14 protein-coding genes are annotated in these 17,466 nt (G+C 69.2%); 6 read left to right on the forward strand and 8 right to left on the reverse strand.

Features of this window, described 5'->3' with window-relative positions; genetic code table 11:
* Positions 1–204: 204 nt before the first annotated feature.
* A complete protein-coding gene (gene serC / locus ON34_RS03110; RefSeq protein WP_040773938.1) occupies positions 205–1,329 on the reverse strand; it encodes a phosphoserine transaminase in 1,125 nt (374 codons plus the stop codon).
* A 64-nt stretch (positions 1,330–1,393) separates the two neighbouring features.
* Between serC and ON34_RS03115 the strand changes: the two genes are divergently transcribed.
* Positions 1,394–2,032, forward strand: a complete 639-nt coding sequence (locus ON34_RS03115; RefSeq protein ID WP_040773940.1) for a hypothetical protein — start codon at positions 1,394–1,396, stop codon at positions 2,030–2,032.
* Between the two features lie 16 nt (positions 2,033–2,048).
* On the opposite strand, the gene ON34_RS37345 is transcribed toward ON34_RS03115, so the two are convergent.
* Together ON34_RS37345 and ON34_RS03125 are read right to left on the reverse strand one after the other, a co-directional pair.
* Positions 2,049–2,549: a polysaccharide deacetylase family protein gene (locus tag ON34_RS37345; RefSeq protein WP_306303633.1), complete on the reverse strand. Its 501-nt coding sequence runs from the start codon at positions 2,547–2,549 to the stop codon at positions 2,049–2,051.
* A gap of 486 nt (positions 2,550–3,035) precedes the next feature.
* Entirely contained in the window at positions 3,036–4,184 is a 1,149-nt protein-coding gene (locus ON34_RS03125) for a citrate synthase 2 (protein ID WP_040773972.1), read from the reverse strand.
* Between the two features lie 121 nt (positions 4,185–4,305).
* On the opposite strand from ON34_RS03125, the gene pdxH reads away from it, so the two are divergent.
* The 4 genes from pdxH to ON34_RS03145 all read left to right on the forward strand — a co-directional run bounded on the left by pdxH (position 4,306) and on the right by ON34_RS03145 (position 8,289).
* On the forward strand, positions 4,306–5,034 hold the full coding sequence (gene pdxH / locus ON34_RS03130) for a pyridoxamine 5'-phosphate oxidase (protein ID WP_051022100.1): 729 nt from the start codon (positions 4,306–4,308) through the stop codon (positions 5,032–5,034).
* A 69-nt stretch (positions 5,035–5,103) separates the two neighbouring features.
* The gene (locus ON34_RS03135) at positions 5,104–6,384 is read left to right on the forward strand and encodes an MFS transporter (RefSeq protein WP_083889108.1); all 1,281 of its coding nucleotides are present in this window, start codon (positions 5,104–5,106) and stop codon (positions 6,382–6,384) included.
* A 207-nt stretch (positions 6,385–6,591) separates the two neighbouring features.
* Complete coding sequence (locus tag ON34_RS03140; protein ID WP_040773981.1) at positions 6,592–7,890, forward strand: citrate synthase; 1,299 nt, start codon at positions 6,592–6,594, stop codon at positions 7,888–7,890.
* A gap of 39 nt (positions 7,891–7,929) precedes the next feature.
* Entirely contained in the window at positions 7,930–8,289 is a 360-nt protein-coding gene (locus ON34_RS03145) for an FKBP-type peptidyl-prolyl cis-trans isomerase (RefSeq protein ID WP_040773941.1), read from the forward strand.
* A 152-nt stretch (positions 8,290–8,441) separates the two neighbouring features.
* On the opposite strand, the gene ON34_RS03150 is transcribed toward ON34_RS03145, so the two are convergent.
* From ON34_RS03150 to ON34_RS03170, 5 genes are all read right to left on the reverse strand, one after another.
* A complete protein-coding gene (locus ON34_RS03150; RefSeq protein ID WP_040773943.1) occupies positions 8,442–9,608 on the reverse strand; it encodes a YhgE/Pip domain-containing protein in 1,167 nt (388 codons plus the stop codon).
* 290 nt (positions 9,609–9,898) lie between these two features.
* Positions 9,899–11,275, reverse strand: a complete 1,377-nt coding sequence (locus ON34_RS03155; protein ID WP_083889110.1) for a sensor histidine kinase — start codon at positions 11,273–11,275, stop codon at positions 9,899–9,901.
* The gene (locus ON34_RS03160) at positions 11,272–11,973 is read right to left on the reverse strand and encodes a response regulator transcription factor (RefSeq protein ID WP_040773945.1); all 702 of its coding nucleotides are present in this window, start codon (positions 11,971–11,973) and stop codon (positions 11,272–11,274) included. The genes ON34_RS03155 and ON34_RS03160 overlap by 4 nt, the downstream gene beginning before the upstream one ends.
* A gap of 81 nt (positions 11,974–12,054) precedes the next feature.
* The gene (locus tag ON34_RS03165) at positions 12,055–12,441 is read right to left on the reverse strand and encodes a hemophore-related protein (protein ID WP_040773947.1); all 387 of its coding nucleotides are present in this window, start codon (positions 12,439–12,441) and stop codon (positions 12,055–12,057) included.
* Positions 12,442–12,562: 121 nt separating this feature from the next.
* Positions 12,563–14,626 carry an AMP-binding protein gene (locus tag ON34_RS03170; protein ID WP_040773950.1) on the reverse strand — a complete coding sequence of 688 codons (2,064 nt, stop codon included), beginning with the start codon at positions 14,624–14,626 and terminating at the stop codon, positions 12,563–12,565.
* Between the two features lie 321 nt (positions 14,627–14,947).
* Between ON34_RS03170 and ON34_RS03175 the strand changes: the two genes are divergently transcribed.
* Positions 14,948–17,466: sensor histidine kinase (locus tag ON34_RS03175; protein ID WP_083889111.1), on the forward strand; the 2,519-nt coding region annotated here is incomplete at its 3' end.

The raw sequence follows: 17,466 nt of genomic DNA on the forward strand, positions 1-17,466 counted from the left end.
CTCCTTATCGCGTCGACTCGCGACACCGCCCACTTTTCGAAACAGTAGTGCACATCTGAGATTCCTGGGGCAGGACACGCGGCACGGAAATCGCCAGCGCGACTCCCGTGCCCCGCTAATCTGCTCTATTCGACCTGCCGCGCCTAATTTTTCGGCGTGTCGATCCCGGGCGTGTTGCGGCCGTAGGGCCGAAATGAGCGGCGGTCAGCCGAGATTCTGCACGACCCAGTCGATGGAACGGGTCAGCTGGCTGATGTCGTCCGGATCGATCGCCGGGAACATGCCGATGCGCAGCTGGTTGCGGCCCAGCTTGCGGTAGGGCTCGGTGTCCACGATGCCGTTGGCGCGCAGCACCTTCGCCACCGCGGCCGCGTCGACCGAGTCGGCGAAATCGATGGTGCCGACCACCTGCGAGCGGTGCGCCGGGTCCGCGACGTACGGGGTGGCGTACTCGCTGGACTCGGCCCAGGAGTACAGCCGCGACGAGGAGTCCAGCGTCCGCTTGACCGCCCAGTCCAGGCCGCCGTTGGCGTTCAGCCACTCGATCTGATCGGCGAACAGCAGCAGGGTGCCCAGGGCCGGGGTGTTGTAGGTCTGGTCCTTGGTGCTGTTGTCGATCGCGATCGGCAGCGACAGGAAATCGGGCGTCCAGCGGCCCGACGCCTTGATCTCCTCGACCCTGGCCAGCGCGGCCGGGCTCATCAGCGCGACCCACAGGCCGCCGTCGGAGGCGAAGCACTTCTGCGGTGCGAAGTAGTAGACGTCGGCGTCGGTGATGGTCACCGGCAGACCGCCCGCGCCGGAGGTGGCGTCGATGGCGATCAGCGCGTGCTCCGAACCCGCGGGGCGCTGCACCGGGATGGCGACACCGGTGGAGGTCTCGTTGTGCGCCCAGCCGATCAGGTCCGCCGACGGGTCCGACACCGGCTCCGGCGCGCTGCCCGGCTCGGCCGAGACCACGATCGGGTCGCCGATGAACGGGTTGCCCTTGGTCACGGCGGCGAACTTGGAGCTGAACTCGCCGTTGGTCAGGTGCAGCGAGCGTTCCCGGACCAAGCCGAACGCCGCGGCGTCCCAGAACGCGGTGGTGCCGCCGTTGCCGAGCACCACCTCGTAGCCGTCCGGAAGGGCGAACAGGTCGCGCAGGCCCGAGCGCACCCGCGCCACCACGTCCTTGACCGGTTTCTGCCGATGCGAGGTTCCGAACACCGAAGCGCCGACGTTCACCAGAGTCTGCAGCTGCTCCGGGCGCACCTTGGAGGGGCCGCAGCCGAACCGTCCGTCGGCGGGCTTGAGATCGTCGGGAATGGTCGGAAACGCAGAGGTCATGGCGAACAGGGTAGTCGGTGGTGTCGCTGTGACGTCGCCCACACTCCGGCTAACGTAGGCGCCCATGGGCATGCCGTCGGCTAACTCGGGGTGGCGACTGCGCGAGCGGGTGCGGAATATCCGGCTGCGCGGCGCGACGGTCTCGGATTCCATGCGACGGGAGTTGCTGATTCGCGGAGAACCCGGATCGGCGACCGTCCTCGGCGTGCGTCCGCGGCGCACCGAACCCGGTCATGTGTTCTGGGTCCGGGTGCAGCTGGACGGGGAGTTCCCCTACGAGACCCGGGTGCGCCAACGGGTGACCGAAGCCGACCTGGAATGGATGCAGCCCGGCGATGTCGTGTGCTGCCGGGTGGACCCGGGCGACCGCGGCCGCCTGGTGCTGTACGTGCCCGACATCGAGGAGTCGGGGCGGGCGAGCATCGCGAAGATCCTCGCCGACGGCCGCCGCGCCGACGCGACCGTGCTCGCCGCCGCGCCGGTCGCGGCCGACTACTCCGGCCGCGACGACCCCGTGCTGCGGCTCGACTTGGAACTGCGCGCCTGGGACGAGTCCGAGCCGTGGCGGGTCCGCCTGGTCCAGCCGGTGCCGCTGACCGCCATCGGTCTGGTCGACCTCGGCCAGCACCTGGAGGTCGCCTTCTTCGAGGTCGACCGCGGCGAAACCGTCGCCGTCGACTGGGCCGCCTCGCTCGAGGAGTGAGGCGTCATTCCAGCGTCTACAGGCGCACGAAGGTGAAACCCATGGCGCGGATCTTCGGTAGCGCCGCCTTCATGCCCGCAGCGGTTCCCGAGTGCGGCCGATGCATATGCGCGAGGGAAATGGCGCCAGACGCGGCGGCATTCATCGCCGATTGCACCTTGGCGGCCGACGCGGTCGCGCCGAAATCGGCGTTGATGCTGAAACCGACCGGGGCTTCGCCCAATTCGTGCACGATAGCCACCGCGACGTCGTCGTAATGGGCGGTGCCCGCACGGAAGAATCGCGGCGGCGTGCCGGTCAGCCTGGTGAGCAGCTCATGGTTGGCCCACACTTCGTCCGCCGCTTCTTGCGCCGTCCGGGTGCCCGCGATGCCATAGGCTTCCCGCCCGTTCACCGAGAGCGGTTTATGCGCGACACCGTGATTGGCCAACTCGAACAGCGGGTTCATGGCCAACTGCGCGGCCCGGGCGCGGTTCGCATCGATCCAACGCTTGTTGAGGAACAGCGTCGCCGGAATCTTTTCGTCATCAGGAAATTCAGCAGCGCTTCATCGTTGTCGCTGTTTCCCGGCCCGCCGCAGGCGTCGAAAGTGAGCGCCAGCTGCTTGCCGGTGGCCGCGAAAGTACTTGTGACGCCGGGCATCTCCACGCCCCACCGGCACGGCTGCGTGCCGGCGTGCGCGGCGGCGACCGCGGTGGGCGAAACGGCGTTCGGGGGAGCGGGGGCCGCCGAGACCGGCGCGATCCGCGCTCGCGGGAGGAGTCTCCGCGTTCGCCAGCACCCCGGGCCGCGGCGTCGATGTGTTCGGTGTGGTGTCGCACCCGGCGGCGGCGAAACCCGCGGCCAGCGCGGCGCCGATGCCAAGCACCCGCCGCCGCGATAGTCCTCTGTACTGCATCGCTCAGGTCCTCTTGACCACTTCCCCGGGATGCTACGCGAGCCGGACGGCGGGAAAACGTCTTCCGCCGACCCCGTCCGGCTCGCGTCCGTCGTGCGCTGCGGGCTACCGGTGGGCGATCGACGCCCAGCCCGCGACATCCTCGGGCTTGCGGGGACCGGGCCCGGTGTAGATGGCGGCCGGGCGGACCAGCTTGCCCAGCTGTTTCTGCTCCAGGATGTGCGCGCACCAGCCCGCGGTGCGGCCGCAGGTGAACATGGCCGGCATCATGTGCGCGGGCACCTCGGCGAAGTCCAGGATCACCGCGGCCCAGAACTCCACGTTGGTCTCGATGGCGCGGTCCGGACGCCGCTCGCGCAGCTCCGCCAGCGCGGCCTGCTCCAGCGCGGCGGCGACTTCGTAGCGCGGGGCGGCCAAACGCTTCGCGGTGGCGCGCAGCACCCTGGCGCGGGGGTCCTCGGCCCGGTACACCCGGTGGCCGAAGCCCATCAGCTTCTCCTTGCGGTCCAAAATGCCCTTGACCAGGGCACGGGCATCGCCGGTCCGCTCGACCTCTTCGATCATCGGGAGCACGCGCGCGGGCGCGCCACCGTGCAGCGGACCGGACATGGCGCCGATCGCGCCGGACAGCGAGGCCGCCACGTCGGCGCCGGTGGAGGCGATCACCCGGGCGGTGAAGGTGGAGGCGTTCATGCCGTGCTCGGCGGCGGAGACCCAGTAGGCATCGATGGCCTCGGTGTGGCGCGGGTCCGGGTCACCCTTCCAGCGGGTCATGAAGCGCGCGGTGACCGTGGTGCACTCGTCGATCTTCTTCTGCGGGACCGCGGGCTGGTAGATGCCGCGCGCCGACTGCGCGACATAGGACAGCGCCATCACCGAAGCGCGGGCCAGGTTCTCCCGAGCGGTTTCGTCATCGATGTCCAGCAGCGGCTGGTAGCCCCAGATCGGCGCCAGCATGGCCAGGCCAGCCTGCACGTCGACGCGCACGTCACCGGTGTGCACGGGCAGCGGGAACGGCTCGGCGGGCGGGAGGCCCCGGCCGAACGATCCGTCGACCAGCAGGGCCCACACGTCACCGAAGGTCACCTGGCTTTCCACCAGGTCCTCGATGTCGACGCCGCGGTAGCGCAGCGCGCCGCCGTCCTTGTCGGGTTCGGCGATATCGGTGGTAAAAGCAACCACGCCCTCCAGGCCACTGACGAAATCGCTGGGTACGGTGGCCTGCCCACCGGAAACCGCGGGGCTGGTAGTCATGTTGCGACTCTCCTTGCACTTGGGTCGCATGTTCTCGCCGATGAGAAGATGTCGGATTTGACGAGCACATGCCGATCATCAAAACCTTAGACCCTCGCTACCCCGGAGTAACGTCTGGCCCATGCGTGACCTGGACAATTCACCTCGCGGCAACGAAACGGCGGACTTCCCGCCGACCACCGATCTCGCCGCCATGCGGGTGGACTACGGCGGGCTGCCGCACGGCGGCAACGAGGACGTCGACCTGGACGAGACCTGGCTGGCCGGCGGTTGGGAGCCGCTGCTGCGGCACTGGATCGAACAGGCCACCGCGGTCGGCATCGCCGAACCCAACGCCATGGTGCTGGCCACGGTGTCGGTCGTGGACGGCACGCCACGGCCGGTCGCGCGCACCGTGCTGTGTAAAGGGCTCTCGCCCGAGGGTGTGATCTTCTACACGAACTACGACTCGGACAAAGGCGCCCAACTGGCCGCCGTCCCGTACGCCGCGGTCACCTTCGTGTGGCCCGCCCTGGGCAGGCAGGTGCACCTGCGCGGCACGGTGGAACGGGTGCCCGCCGAGACCACGGCGGCCTACTGGCGTTCCCGGCCGCGGGACTCGCAGCTGGGCGCATGGGCGTCCCGCCAGTCCAAGCCGATCGGTTCACGGGCCGAACTGGACCGCACGCTGGCCGAGGCGACCGCGCGATTCGCCGATGTCGACGAGATCCCGGTGCCGCCGCACTGGGGCGGGTTCCTGCTCCGCCCCGACGAGGTCGAGTTCTGGCAGGGTCGCCGCGGCAGGCTGCACAACCGGATCCGGGTGCGTATCGCGGACGGCACGTCCACGGTGGAACGCCTGCAACCCTGAGGTATTCCCACCCCACGCGTGAGAATTCTCCCGTCGAACCCGGCAAGTGGACTGGATACGCTGCGGCCGGTGAAACTGCTCGCCGACACAACCCCGTTGCGCCATCCGGACTTCCGACGCCTGTGGAGTTCGGGCATCGTCACCATGATCGGTGCGCAGCTGTCCATCGTCGCGGTGCCGCAGCAGATCTTCCAGATCACCGGCAGCTCCGGCTATGTCGGCCTGGCCGGATTGTTCGGCCTGGTCCCGCTGATCGTGTTCGGCCTGTGGGGCGGCGCGCTCGCCGACGTGCTGGACCGGCGCAAACTCTTGCTGATCACCAATTCCGGCACCGGGCTCACCGCGCTCGCCTTCTGGCTGCAAGCGGCCGCCGGGGTGGACAACGTGTGGATCGTGCTCGGCCTGCTCGCGGTGCAGCAGGCCTTCTTCGCGGTGAACCAGCCGACCCGCAGCGCGACCATTCCGCGCCTGTTGCCGGAAGGTCGACTGGCCGCGGCGAATTCGCTGAACATGACGGTCATGCAGTTCGGCGCGATCGCCGGGCCGGTGCTGGCCGGCGTGCTCATCCCGGTGGTCGGCCTGGCCACGCTGTACCTGATCGACGCCGTCGCGCTGCTGGCCACGCTCTGGGCGGTCTGGCGGCTGCCCGCACTGCCGCCGACCGGAACGGTGCGACGAGCCGGGTTCCGCACCGTGCTGGAGGGTTTCGGCTACCTCGCGACCCAGCGGGTGCTGCTCGCGTCCTTCGCGGTGGATGTGATCGCCATGGTGTTCGGCATGCCGCGGGCGCTGTTCCCGCAGATCGCGCACGAGACCTTCGGCGACCCGGCCACCGGCGGCGTCGCCCTCGGTTTGCTGTTCGCCTCGATGTCGGTGGGCGCTGTGCTCGGCGGCGTGTTCTCCGGCTGGATTCCGCGCATCCGCCGCCAGGGCTTCGCCGTGCTGGTCTGCATCGCGCTGTGGGGCCTGGCCATGGTCGGATTCGGTGTCGCCGTCGGGCTCACCGGGCACGGGCTCGGCCTCGGCGCGGGGCTGTGGATCGCGCTGGCCTGCGCGGCATTCGGCGGCGCGGTCGACATGGTCTCGGCCGCGTTGCGGGTCACCATGCTGCAGACCGTCGCGACCGACGACCTGCGCGGGCGGCTGCAAGGCGTGTTCACCGTGGTTGTCGCAGGCGGCCCGCGTATCGGTGATGTTGCCCACGGTTTCGCCGCGGCGAGCCTGGGTACCGCTGTGGCTGCGGCGGGAGGAGGGGTGCTCGTGGTGGTGGGCGTACTGATCGCGGCGGTCGCGTTTCCGGCTTTCACGCGTTACCGTGTCCGTCGCGCTGCTGCCGAAATAGCCGTCTGAAGTGCACCGCTAACGCCGGGCGACCGCGCGTCGCCGTGGTCGAGGAACCTCACCGCGCCAGGATGTGTTTGTGAGCCGCCGCAGGACTACCCTCCGGTATTGTCCGCGTCGGTGAACGGCTAGCGTTGAGGCAAGCGCATCGTGCGCCGACCGCGCCGGTGCCTGTGGTTCTAGCCTGAGAGGGATCCTTCCGTGCCCGCTGAGAACATGATCAACGTCGACGACGACGCCAAGCCGGTCCTTTCCTATCCCGGCGGGGAGTTCCCGATGACGGTCGCCAAGGCCGCCGAGGGCAATGACGGGATCGAGCTGGGGAAGCTGCTGGCCAGCACCGGGTACGTGACGTACGACCCGGGCTTCATGAACACCGCCCCGACCAAGTCGGCCATCACCTACATCGACGGTGAGGCGGGCATCCTGCGCTACCGCGGCTACCCGATCGACCAGCTCGCGTCGGCATCCACCTTCATCGAGGTCAGCTACCTGCTGATCTACGGCGAGCTGCCCACCCAGGCCCAGCTCGAGGACTTCACCGACCGCATCCGCCGCCACACCCTGCTGCACGAGGACCTGAAGCGGTTCTTCGACGGCTTCCCGCGCAACGCGCACCCGATGCCGGTGCTGTCGTCGGCGGTGAACGCGCTGTCGGCCTACTACCAGGACTCGCTGGACCCGCGCGACCCCGAACAGGTCGAGCTGTCCACCATCCGGCTGCTTGCCAAGCTGCCCACCATCGCGGCCTACTCGTACAAGAAGTCGGTCGGCCAGCCGTTCCTCTACCCGGACAACTCGCTGAGCCTGGTGGAGAACTTCCTGCGGATGACCTTCGGCTTCCCGGCCGAGCCCTACGAGGTCGACCCCGAGGTCGCCGCGGCCCTGGACATGCTGCTCATCCTGCACGCCGACCACGAGCAGAACTGCTCCACCTCGACCGTGCGCCTGGTCGGCTCGTCCGACGCCAACCTGTTCACCTCGGTGTCCGGCGGCATCAACGCGCTGTGGGGCCCGCTGCACGGCGGCGCCAACCAGGCCGTGCTGGAGATGCTCGACGGCATCAAGGCCAGCGGCGGCAACGTCAAGGAGTTCATCCGCAAGGTCAAGAACAAGGAAGACGGGGTGAAGCTCATGGGCTTCGGGCACCGCGTCTACCGCAACTACGATCCGCGCGCCTCGATCGCCAAGAAGCACGCCGACGCCATCCTCAGCAAGCTGGGCGGCGCCGACGAACTGTTCGAGATCGCCCAGGCCCTGGAAGAGGCCGCGCTTACCGACGACTACTTCATCCAGCGGCGCCTGTACCCGAACGTCGACTTCTACACCGGCGTCATCTACAAGGCGATGGGCTTCCCGACCCGCATGTTCACCGTGCTGTTCGCGATGGGCCGGCTCCCCGGCTGGATCGCGCACTGGCGCGAAATGCACAGCGAGCCTTTGAAGATCGGCCGTCCCCGGCAGATCTACACCGGCTACGGCGCCCGCGATTACCGCGAGATCACCAACCGCTGACCGAAATACCCACCACCATCTATCGAAGGGGATAGCCGCATGACCAAACCGGAGATCGAGTTCCAAGAAGGGCCCGCGCCCACCGAGCTGGTGATCAAGGACATCATCGAAGGCGACGGCAAGGAAGCCGTGCCCGGTGGCACCGTCGAAGTGCACTATGTGGGCGTCGAATTCGAATCCGGTGAGGAGTTCGACTCGTCCTGGAACCGCGGCGAGTCCATCACCTTCCCGCTGCGCGGTCTGATCCAGGGCTGGCAGGACGGCATCCCCGGCATGAAGGTCGGCGGCCGCCGTCAGCTGACCATCCCGCCGGAGCTGGCCTACGGCCCGGCCGGTGCGGGTCACCGCCTGTCGGGCAAGACGCTGGTCTTCGTGATCGACCTGCTCAGCGCGAACTGAGCGGGCGCGGGGCCGCGACGATTTCCCGCTCGGGTACGCAGGGGTGCTCCCTGCGCAGGCGGGGATTATCCGTCCGGTGCCGCACACGAATGGTAGAGCGATGACATGGCTCGTGCTGCGCACTGCGTAGCACGAGCCATTGTCGTATTCCCTCACTCCCGGACGATTTCGACCGGGTCGGTGAGGGCCGATGCCAGGGCGGATTGCTGGGTGCCGGTGCTTTGCGGGAGGGCGGCGACGGCCTTGCCGGTCTGGGTGCTCAGGTTGTCGACGATGTTCCGCAGCTGGGTGACGCCGCCGGTGAGCTGGTCGACGGCGCTGACCAATTGGGCGCCGCCCTGCTCGGCGAGTCGCGGCAGGTCCTCGGCCAGCTTCGCGCCTTCGGACAGTTGGGCGCTCGCGCTGGTCAGGCGGTCGACGACGGTGCGAAGCAGGGTGCCGAGATCGGTGTCCGGGTCCACCGCGTCGCCGACGAGCGAGCCGAGGCCGGTGAGCTGGGCGCCCGCCTGGCTGGATACGCCGCGCAGCGCTTCGAGTTTTCCGATGATGTCGGCCAGCGCCGGATCGTTCGCGAAGGGCAATGCGCGCAGCAGCGGCAGAACCTGGTCGAGCCCGCCGCTCACTGTATTCGCCGTCTGCTCCACCTGCGCGATCGTGATGCCCGTGGAATCCAGCGCCGCGGCAAGTTGATTCGCCTGCGCGGCGGCGCCATCCACGGTCGAGTTCAGCAGCGCGATCGCCGAGGTGAGTTGGGCCGAGCCCTGGCGAGCGAAGTCGAGGAAGCCGAGCAGCTGGTCGGCGCCCGAACTGAACTGACCGGCTCCGGCGGCGGCCGCGTCGACGCCCGCGCCAAGCAGCTGGGCGGTGAATCGCACCTGCGACATCTGCGACCGGGCCTGCGCGACGGCGGTGAGCGCGGCATCCACCCCGGCCGCGCCGATCCGGCGCGTCACCTCGGCCACCGCGCCGTTCACCAGGTCGGCGTCGGCGTCGTGGTGGGCGTCCACGGTGACCTTGGCCCGCTTGGGCTGTGCTCCGGTGAGGGTGCCGATGGACTCGGTGAGGTCGGCGGGCAGGGTGATGACCGCGGCGTAGTCGCCAGCCGCCTCGCCCGGCGCGATGGCGGTCCAGTCGTAGCCACCCGCCTCCTGCAACGCCGTGACGACGCGCGCACCGGTCGGCCCGCTATCGGCATTGACCAGGGCGATTGCCCTCGGGGCCCGATCGGACCCGGTATACGCGGCGATTCCGGCGCCGACCCCTCCCGCGGCGAGGAGAGCAACGGCAAGAAGTGCGCAGCGAGCGCGTTTTCCGATCACGTTCGCAAACCATAAACGCGAGTTATGGCCCGGCCCTTGGCGTTTCTCTGAGAGTTGAGTAAGGGGTGTGTTCAATCGGCGTGGTATGGGTGCTGTGCTCCGAGGTCGGTCACTTGAAGCCCGGCGAGCCGTCCGAGTCGGCACCAAGTGGCGAACACGAAGACGGCACGGTGATCGCCTCAGGTAACCACATGGCGCACTCCAGGTTTCGAGCGAAGCGAGACTGAGCGTTTCCCGTTCGCGGCCAAACCAGCACAGCCGCGAACACGCAGCGCCGCAGGCGCTGCAAATTAAACACCGCCGGGAAGATCCAGGACTAATCGGATGCCGCCGAGGGTGCCTTCGTCGAAATAGGCTCGCCCGCCATGTAACTGAGCCTGCTGGGCGACCAGTGCGAGGCCAAGGCCGGAGCCGCCCTTACTGGCCTCGCTGCCGCGGAAGAAACGGTCGAAGACGGCTCCGCGCTCGTGCGGCGGGATGCCGCGACCGTTGTCGTCGATGCTGATGACGATGTGGCCGTTCGGCGTCCGGTGCGCGGAGACCAGGGCCTCGGTGGCTCCACCGTGCTTGACCGAGTTGGCCAGCGCGTTGTCCACCGCCAGCCGCAGCCCGGCGGGCAGACCGCGGGTCACCAGTTCGGCGTCGGAGTCGATGCGCACGGTGAGGCCGGGGAAATGCCGCATGGCGTCATGTGCGGCCTGGTCGCACAGGTCGCCGACGTCGGTGGCGACGTGGTCGCGCTCGTTGGTCAGGTCGCCGGTGGCCAGCCGCTCCAACGCCGCGAGTGTCGTCTCCACCCGGCCCTGGCTGCGTTGCAGGTCGTCGAGGATCTCCGCGCGCTGCGCCTCGTCGAGATCGAGGGTGCGCAGCACTTCCAGGTCGGTGCGCATCGCGGTGAGCGGGGTGCGCAACTCGTGGGCGGACACGGCGGCGAAGTCGCGCGCGGTCTCCAGCGCGGCGGCGGTCTCGGCCTGCGCCTGATCCACCCGTTGCAGCATGGTGTTGACCGCGTCGGCCAATTTCTCCGACTCGTGCACGCCCGCGCCCTCCACCGGTGGCTGCGTGTCCCGCGGATCGGGGAACGCGCTACGCGCGTCGACCTGCCGGGTGAGCCGGACGATCGGGCGCACCGCGGCTCCCGCGAGCAGCCAGCCGAGCCCCGCGGCGGCGGCGATGGACAGCAGGGCGCCGCCGAGCACCCAGCGCTGCTGCTCCGCGGTGGCTTCGGCCGCCCCCGCCGCGGGGATGCCGAGCGACACCACCCGGCCCACGGGCTGATTCTCCGTCGTGGTGAGAATCCGGTACGGGGTCCCGCCCACCGTGACGGTGCGCGAACCGGTCGGCAGCGCGGGCAGTTCGGTGGTGGTGCTGGCGACGACGGCGCCGTTGTCCCGGACGGTCACCGCCATGTCGTTGTTCAACCCGGTCAGGCTGATGAACCGGACCGCGATCTGCGGCTCGATCAGCACGATGCGCGCCGCGATGGCGAGTTGCTGGTCGGACTGCTGCACGTTGTTGCGCTCGATGGCGCGGATGCTGATCAGGCTGATCAGCGTCACGATGATGATCGCGCCTGCGGCCGCGGCGCCCGCGACCCGGGTACGCAGCGAAAACGACCGTCGCCCTCGGGTTTTCGGCGATGTGGTGGAGGCGCGGGCCGCACTCATTTCGGCGCTCGCAGCACGAACCCGACGCCGCGGATCGTGTGCAGCAGTCGGGGTGTGTCGCCCACCTCCAGCTTGCGGCGGAGATAGCCGACGAAGACGTCCACCACATTGGTGTCGGCGGCGAAGTCGTAGCCCCACACCAGTTCCAGCAGGCGTTCCCGGCTCAGCACCACGCCGACGTTCCTGGCCAGCGTGGACAACAGCTCGAATTCCCGCTTGGTCAGCTCGATCTCGCGGCCGTGCAGCAACGCGCGGTAGCCAGCGACGTCCACCTCCAGCGGGCCGATGGTGATCGCGCCGGGGGTGGACGGGGCGGGTGTGTCGGACCGGCGGCGCAGCAGGGCCCTGATCCGCGCCACGAGCTCTTTGAGCACGAACGGCTTGACCAGGTAATCGTCCGCGCCGGACTCCAAGCCGGAGATGCGATCGTCCACCGACGCGCGAGCGCTGAGCACGCAGATCGGCACCTCGTTGCCCATCGCGCGCAACGCCGTGACCACGCCAGCGCCGTCGAGCACCGGCATGTTCATGTCCAGCACGACGGCGTCGGGCGCGTGTTCGCTCACGGTGCGCAGCGCCTGCGCACCGTCCCTGGCGACCAGCACCTGGAAACCGGACAGCCGCAGCCCGCGCTCGACCGACGCGAGCACGTCCTCGTCGTCGTCGACGACCAGAACGGTCGGGCTCGATGTCGTCACGGCAGGCCGCCTCTCCGGGTCTTCAGGCCGTACAAGTCAGGTGACGCGGATTTGCAGTCGGCCGGTGGGCCAGTTAGTACGTTAGTAGTTGTGGCAGGACTCGGCCACGGTGCGGATGGTGTCGCGCAGCTGGGCGGTTCGCGGGTCGTTCTGGGCCTCGCGCACGGCGTCCGGGTTCTCGTCGATGGCCCGTTGCAGCTCGGCGCGCCGCTGCTGGACCGGCTGATCGAACTTGCGCTGCAATTCCGCCTTCTGGGTCGGGTTGGCGTCGAGCATCGCGGCCAGCTGCGGCGCCTTGGCGTGCAGTGCGGCGTCGACCTGGGCAAAGGAGCAATCCGAGGTCAGCAGCGGCTCGGCGAGTTCCATCGGGCCCGCGCTCGCGCTCGCGGGGCTCAGGAAGACGGCGATCGTCGCGAATCCGCCCGCGGCGAGCGCGGCGACGGCGGGGCGGCCTGCGGAACGCTTCATAGGGTGTTGCCTCCAGATCATCGAATGGTTGCGGTGCGGTCTCGAGGCTATTTCGAACGGCTGGCACCGGGCTGAACGTCCTCTGTGGAAACTCTGAGGACATGCGCCGGGCCGCGCGGAATCACGAGGGCGCAACGGGATCCACGTCGGGCGCCACCACGTTGTCGGGATTCTCCGTGCCGTTCGGCGCCGGTGCCCGCCAGTCCGGATCCGCGGCGCGGATCTGCTCTTCCAGCGCCGCGAGCACACTCGGATCGTCGATGGTGGACGGCACCTCGAACGTCTCACCCGAGGTGATCTGCCGGATGGTCTTGCGCAGGATCTTGCCGGACCTGGTCTTCGGTAGCGCCGACACGACGATCACGTCGTGCAGGGTGGCGATCGCGCCGACCTGGGTGCGCACCCGTTCGATCAGTTCGTCGCGCAGCTGCCGCGGGTCGATCTCGACACCCGATTTGAGCACCACGTATGCCACCGGCCGATGACCCTTGAGCTCGTCGGGCAGGCCGATGACGGCGCATTCGGCGACCGTGTCGTGACCGGCGATGGCGGCCTCGATGCTGCCCGCGGAGAGTCGATGTCCGGCCATGTTGATCACGTCGTCGCTGCGGCCGAGGACATACAGATAGCCGTCCTCGTCGAAGTAGCCGGAGTCTCCCGTGAGGTAGTGGCCGGGATAGGCGGACAGATAGGAGCGCTCGTAGCGTGCGTCGTCGCGCCATAATCCGGTCAGCGTGCCGGGCGGCAGCGGTAACCCGATCACGATATTGCCCTCGGTGTTGGGCGGCACCGGGTTACCGGAGGAATCCAGCACGCGCAGCCGATAGCCGGGCACCGGCACCGACGCCGAGCCCGGCTTGATCGGCAGCTGTTGCAGGCCCAGCGGGTTCGCGCAGATCGGCCAGCCGGTCTCGGTCTGCCACCAGTGATCGACGACAGGGCAGTCGGAGCGGCCGGCGAGCAGGGTGTCGTCCGCCCAGGCGTAGGTGGCCGGATCCAGCCGTTCGCCCGCGCAGAACAGCGCGCGCAGCGAGGAGAGGTCCCAGGCGCGGGCCAGCTCGGCGCCGGGGTCGGCCTTGCGGATGGCGCGCAACGCGGTTGGGGCGGTGAACAACACGTTGACCTTGTACTTTTCCACCACGCGCCAGTACGCGCCCGCGTCCGGCGTGCCGACCGGCTTGCCTTCGTACAGCAGCGTGGTCGCCCCGACCAGCAGCGGCGCGTAGACGATATAGGAGTGGCCGACGACCCAGCCGACATCGGACGCCGCCCACATCACCTGGCCGGCGCCGACGTTGTAGATGTTGCGCATGGACCAGGCCAGCGCCACCGCGTGCCCGCCGTTGTCCCGCACCACGCCCTTGGGCTTCCCGGTGGTGCCCGAGGTGTAGAGGATGTACAGCGGATCGGTCGCCGCGACCGATACCGGGTCGGCCGGTGGCGCGTCGCGGACCGCGTCGTCCCAGTCGAGCCACTGCGCGGCCACGGTTTCCGTCGAGCTCGGTAAGTGCTCGGTGGCGGGCTGCGGCGGCGCGAAATGGATGGTCTCGAACTGCGACCGCTGCTTGACGATCACGGTGCGTGGCGCGGTGGTGGCGGCGAGGTCCAGAGCCTGCAACACGATCGGCGGATACTCGATCTTCCGGCCCGGCTCCAAGCCCCCGGACGCTGTGATGATCAACACCGGCTCCGCGTCATCGATGCGGGCGGCCAGCTCCGGCGCGGCGAAGCCGCCGAACACCACCGAGTGCACCGCGCCGATGCGCGCGCAGGCCAGCATGGCGATCACCGCCTCGGGGATCATCGGCAGGTAGATCACCACGCGGTCGCCCGCCGACACACCGAGTCGCAGCATCGCTCCGGCGAACCGGGACACCTGGGCGAGCAGCTCCGCGTAGGTGTAGACGACGCTGGCGCCGGTCATAGCGGAGTCGTATATTAATGCGGGCTGATCGGCGCGACCGGCAGCACCCGGGGTGGTCGGGTGCACGTGCCGGTCGAGCGCGTTGAAGGAGGTGTTGAGTCGGGCGTCGGGAAACCATCTGGCCACCGGGCGAGCGTTGGTATCGACGATCTGGGTCGGTGGCACCTCCCAGTCGATCGCTTCGGCCGCGCCGGCCCAGAACTCGGCGGGATCCACCAAGCTGGTCTGATAGGCCGGTCGGTACTCCTGCCGCACGTTCAAACCCGTGACTCCCTAGCCTCGCCTCGATGCCCGCCTCGATAGATCTGGTTGATTGTGGCAGACTTCACGCGACGCCCGGGTGGGTGCCGCTACCTTTGGTTTTGCCTGGAACTGGCAGGTCAATGATCGCGACATCACGCCAAGGCACCCAAGAAGTTATTGATCCGTTAGAATCTGATGTCACTTATTTGGGCCGTCGTAGGACGCAATCTTTCGGCCAGCCGCAGTTCTCGGCCAGCTCCACCTGTCGAGCCATGTACACGATCGTGGGGGCTCGGCTGATGGCGCTCGGTAGAGGCCAGTTTGGAAAGTGAGTGGGACATGCGTGACGCCGCTAGGTCCGGCAGTAAGCGCTGGGCGCTCGGCAACTGGGACCTGCGCTGGAAGGTGACGGCGGTACTCGCCGTCCCGCTGGCGGTCGCAGTCGGGCTCGGCGTGTCCAGGATCTCGTCGGAGTTCGCGGAATCCAATCGTCTCGCCGACATCGCCGAGAACGTGGCCGCCATCCCCTCGGTCACCGGGCTCAGCGCGCAGACCGCCACCACCGCGGCCTCGCAGATGATCTCGTTGGGCACCAACCAGTCCGTGGTGACCGATCAGAACCTCGCGGATCTGGACAAGGCGATCGCCAACGCCGAGAAGGCGGTCGGCAAGCTGGATGGCGTGCCGGGCGCCCGCGAGGCCATCGACAGCATGCTCACCCAGGCCAAGGGCGTGCGGGCCCAGGGCAAAGCGGTCACCACCGGCCCGCCGTCGGACACCCTCGCGCTGATCGACCGCGTCCGCAACGACAGCGTGCGCATCGTCGAGAACACCGTCGGCCAGGTCAGTGACACCGCCGTGGACGTGGCCAAACTGCGGCTGGTCGACTCGCTCAACACCCGTGCCGCTCTGGTCAACGAGGTCGCGGCCTTCCCCGAGGTGCTGCGCAGCCAGCAGGCCGGCGTGCAGAGCTTCATGATCGCGGCCAACACCGAGCGCGCGCTGCTCAACGTGCTCGCGCACCGCTTCTCCGACGGCGACACCTCGATCGCCGACCTGCGCGCGGGCATCGACACCAGGATCGCGCTGCTGACCAGCCCGCAGACCCAAGCGGGCCAGCTTCCGGTCGGCGACCTGAAGAAGTCGCTGACCGACAGCCTCGCGGTCTACGAGCACGTCGTCGGCAAGGCGACCAAGGACATCGACTCCGCGATGCAGTCGCTGGTGTCGACGGCCCAGCGTGACGCGTGGACCTACACCGCGGTCGTCATCGCGACCATCCTCGCCGCGCTGCTGCTGGCGGTGTTCGTGGCCCGTTCGATGATCGTCCCGCTGCACCGGCTGCGCTTGGCCGCGTTGCGCGTGGCCGAGAGCGATCTGCCGCAGGAGGTCGCCCAGCTCCGCCAAGGCGCCTCGCCGGAAGAGGTCCCGCTGGAACCGATGCCGGTGCGCAGCACCGAGGAGATCGGTCAGCTCGCCCGCGCGGTCGACGACATCCACGGCCAGGCGCTGCGTCTGGCGAGCGAGCAGGCGAAGATGCGTTCGCAGGTCAACGACATGTTCGAGACCCTGGCGCGGCGCTCCAAGTCGCTCGTCGACCATCAGCTCACCCTGATCGAGGCGATGGAGTACGACGAGAAGGACCCGCGCCTGCTGGAGAACCTGTTCCGGCTGGACCATCTCGCGGCCCGTATGCGCCGCAACGGCGACAACCTGCTCATTCTCGCCGGTACCAGGCAGCGCCGCGCCAAGTCCGCCCCGGTCGAGATCGCCGACGTGCTGCGTGCCGCGATCTCCGAGGTCGAGGACTACGAGCGCGTGAAGCTCGGCGCCACCCCGCGCGGTTCGCTGAAGGAACCCGCCGCCTCCGACCTCGCGCACCTGTTCGCCGAGCTGTTGGACAACGCGCTGCGCGCCTCGCCGCCGGAGACCGACGTCAAGTTCACTTTCGCGCAGGCGCACGACCAGGGCCTGCTCATCGAGGTTGCCGACCGTGGCATCGGTATGCCGCCCGCGGAGATGGCCGAGATCAACCGGCGCCTGGAGCAGACCGCCGAGCCGGGGCCGGACACGGCCCGTCACATGGGTCTGTTCGTGGTCGGCAGGCTCGCCGAGCGGCACGGCCTCACCGTGCGGTTGCGCCCGACCTTCGACACCGCCCGCGATCCAGGCGTGACCGTGACCGTGCACGTGCCGGTCGGACTGATCGTCGCGGGTAAGCCGATCGCGGGACAGCCCATCACTCCGCAGCCCTCGCCGCAGCCGGTCAAGCCGCAGCGCCCGTCGTCCATGCAGATGCGAGCGGTCACGCGCACTCCTGGGGGCAACGTCATGGTCACCGTGGATCCCGGCGTGAGCGGCCCCATTCCGGTCACCGAGTCTCCCGCCCCCGCGCCCATCGCGCCGCCGCCCAGCGCGCCGGCTCCCACCGGCCTCGGCGGTCTGCCGCAGCGGCAGCCGGGTTCGACGATGTCGTCCGGTACGCGTTCGGAGGGACAGCAGTCGGGCGCGAGCCTGCGTCCCGCGCCGGGCCAGGCGGCCGGCGGTCCCCAGCGCGGCAAGCTCGCCGCGGCCAACCTGCCCAAGCGCACGCTCGGTCCCGGCGGTCCGCCACCGCGTCAGCCGGGTGGTCCGGAGCCGACCGGCTCCGGTCTGCCGCAGCGCGAGCCGAACTCGGGTGAGCTGCCGCAGCGGCAGCCTGGCGCCGCGGGCGTGCCGCAGCCGAGCGCCGGTCTGCCGCAGCGGCAACCGGGATCGAACGGCGTTCCGCCACGCGAGTCGTCGTCGAACGGTCTGCCGCAGCGTGAGTCGGCGTCCGGCGGTCTGCCGCAGCGCGAGTCGGCGCTGGGTGGTCTGCC

The organism is Nocardia pneumoniae NBRC 100136 (assembly GCF_000308755.1).
Taxonomy (GTDB): Bacteria; Actinomycetota; Actinomycetes; order Mycobacteriales; family Mycobacteriaceae; genus Nocardia; species Nocardia pneumoniae.

Coding starts and splice junctions, on each gene's coding strand:
- serC (WP_040773938.1), bottom strand. CDS start 1,329: ATGACCTCTGCGTTTCCGACCATTCCCGACGATCTCAAGCCCGCCGAC.
- ON34_RS03115 (WP_040773940.1), top strand. CDS start 1,394: ATGGGCATGCCGTCGGCTAACTCGGGGTGGCGACTGCGCGAGCGGGTG.
- ON34_RS03125 (WP_040773972.1), bottom strand. CDS start 4,184: ATGACTACCAGCCCCGCGGTTTCCGGTGGGCAGGCCACCGTACCCAGC.
- pdxH (WP_051022100.1), top strand. CDS start 4,306: ATGCGTGACCTGGACAATTCACCTCGCGGCAACGAAACGGCGGACTTC.
- ON34_RS03140 (WP_040773981.1), top strand. CDS start 6,592: ATGATCAACGTCGACGACGACGCCAAGCCGGTCCTTTCCTATCCCGGC.
- ON34_RS03145 (WP_040773941.1), top strand. CDS start 7,930: ATGACCAAACCGGAGATCGAGTTCCAAGAAGGGCCCGCGCCCACCGAG.
- ON34_RS03155 (WP_083889110.1), bottom strand. CDS start 11,275: ATGAGTGCGGCCCGCGCCTCCACCACATCGCCGAAAACCCGAGGGCGA.
- ON34_RS03165 (WP_040773947.1), bottom strand. CDS start 12,441: ATGAAGCGTTCCGCAGGCCGCCCCGCCGTCGCCGCGCTCGCCGCGGGC.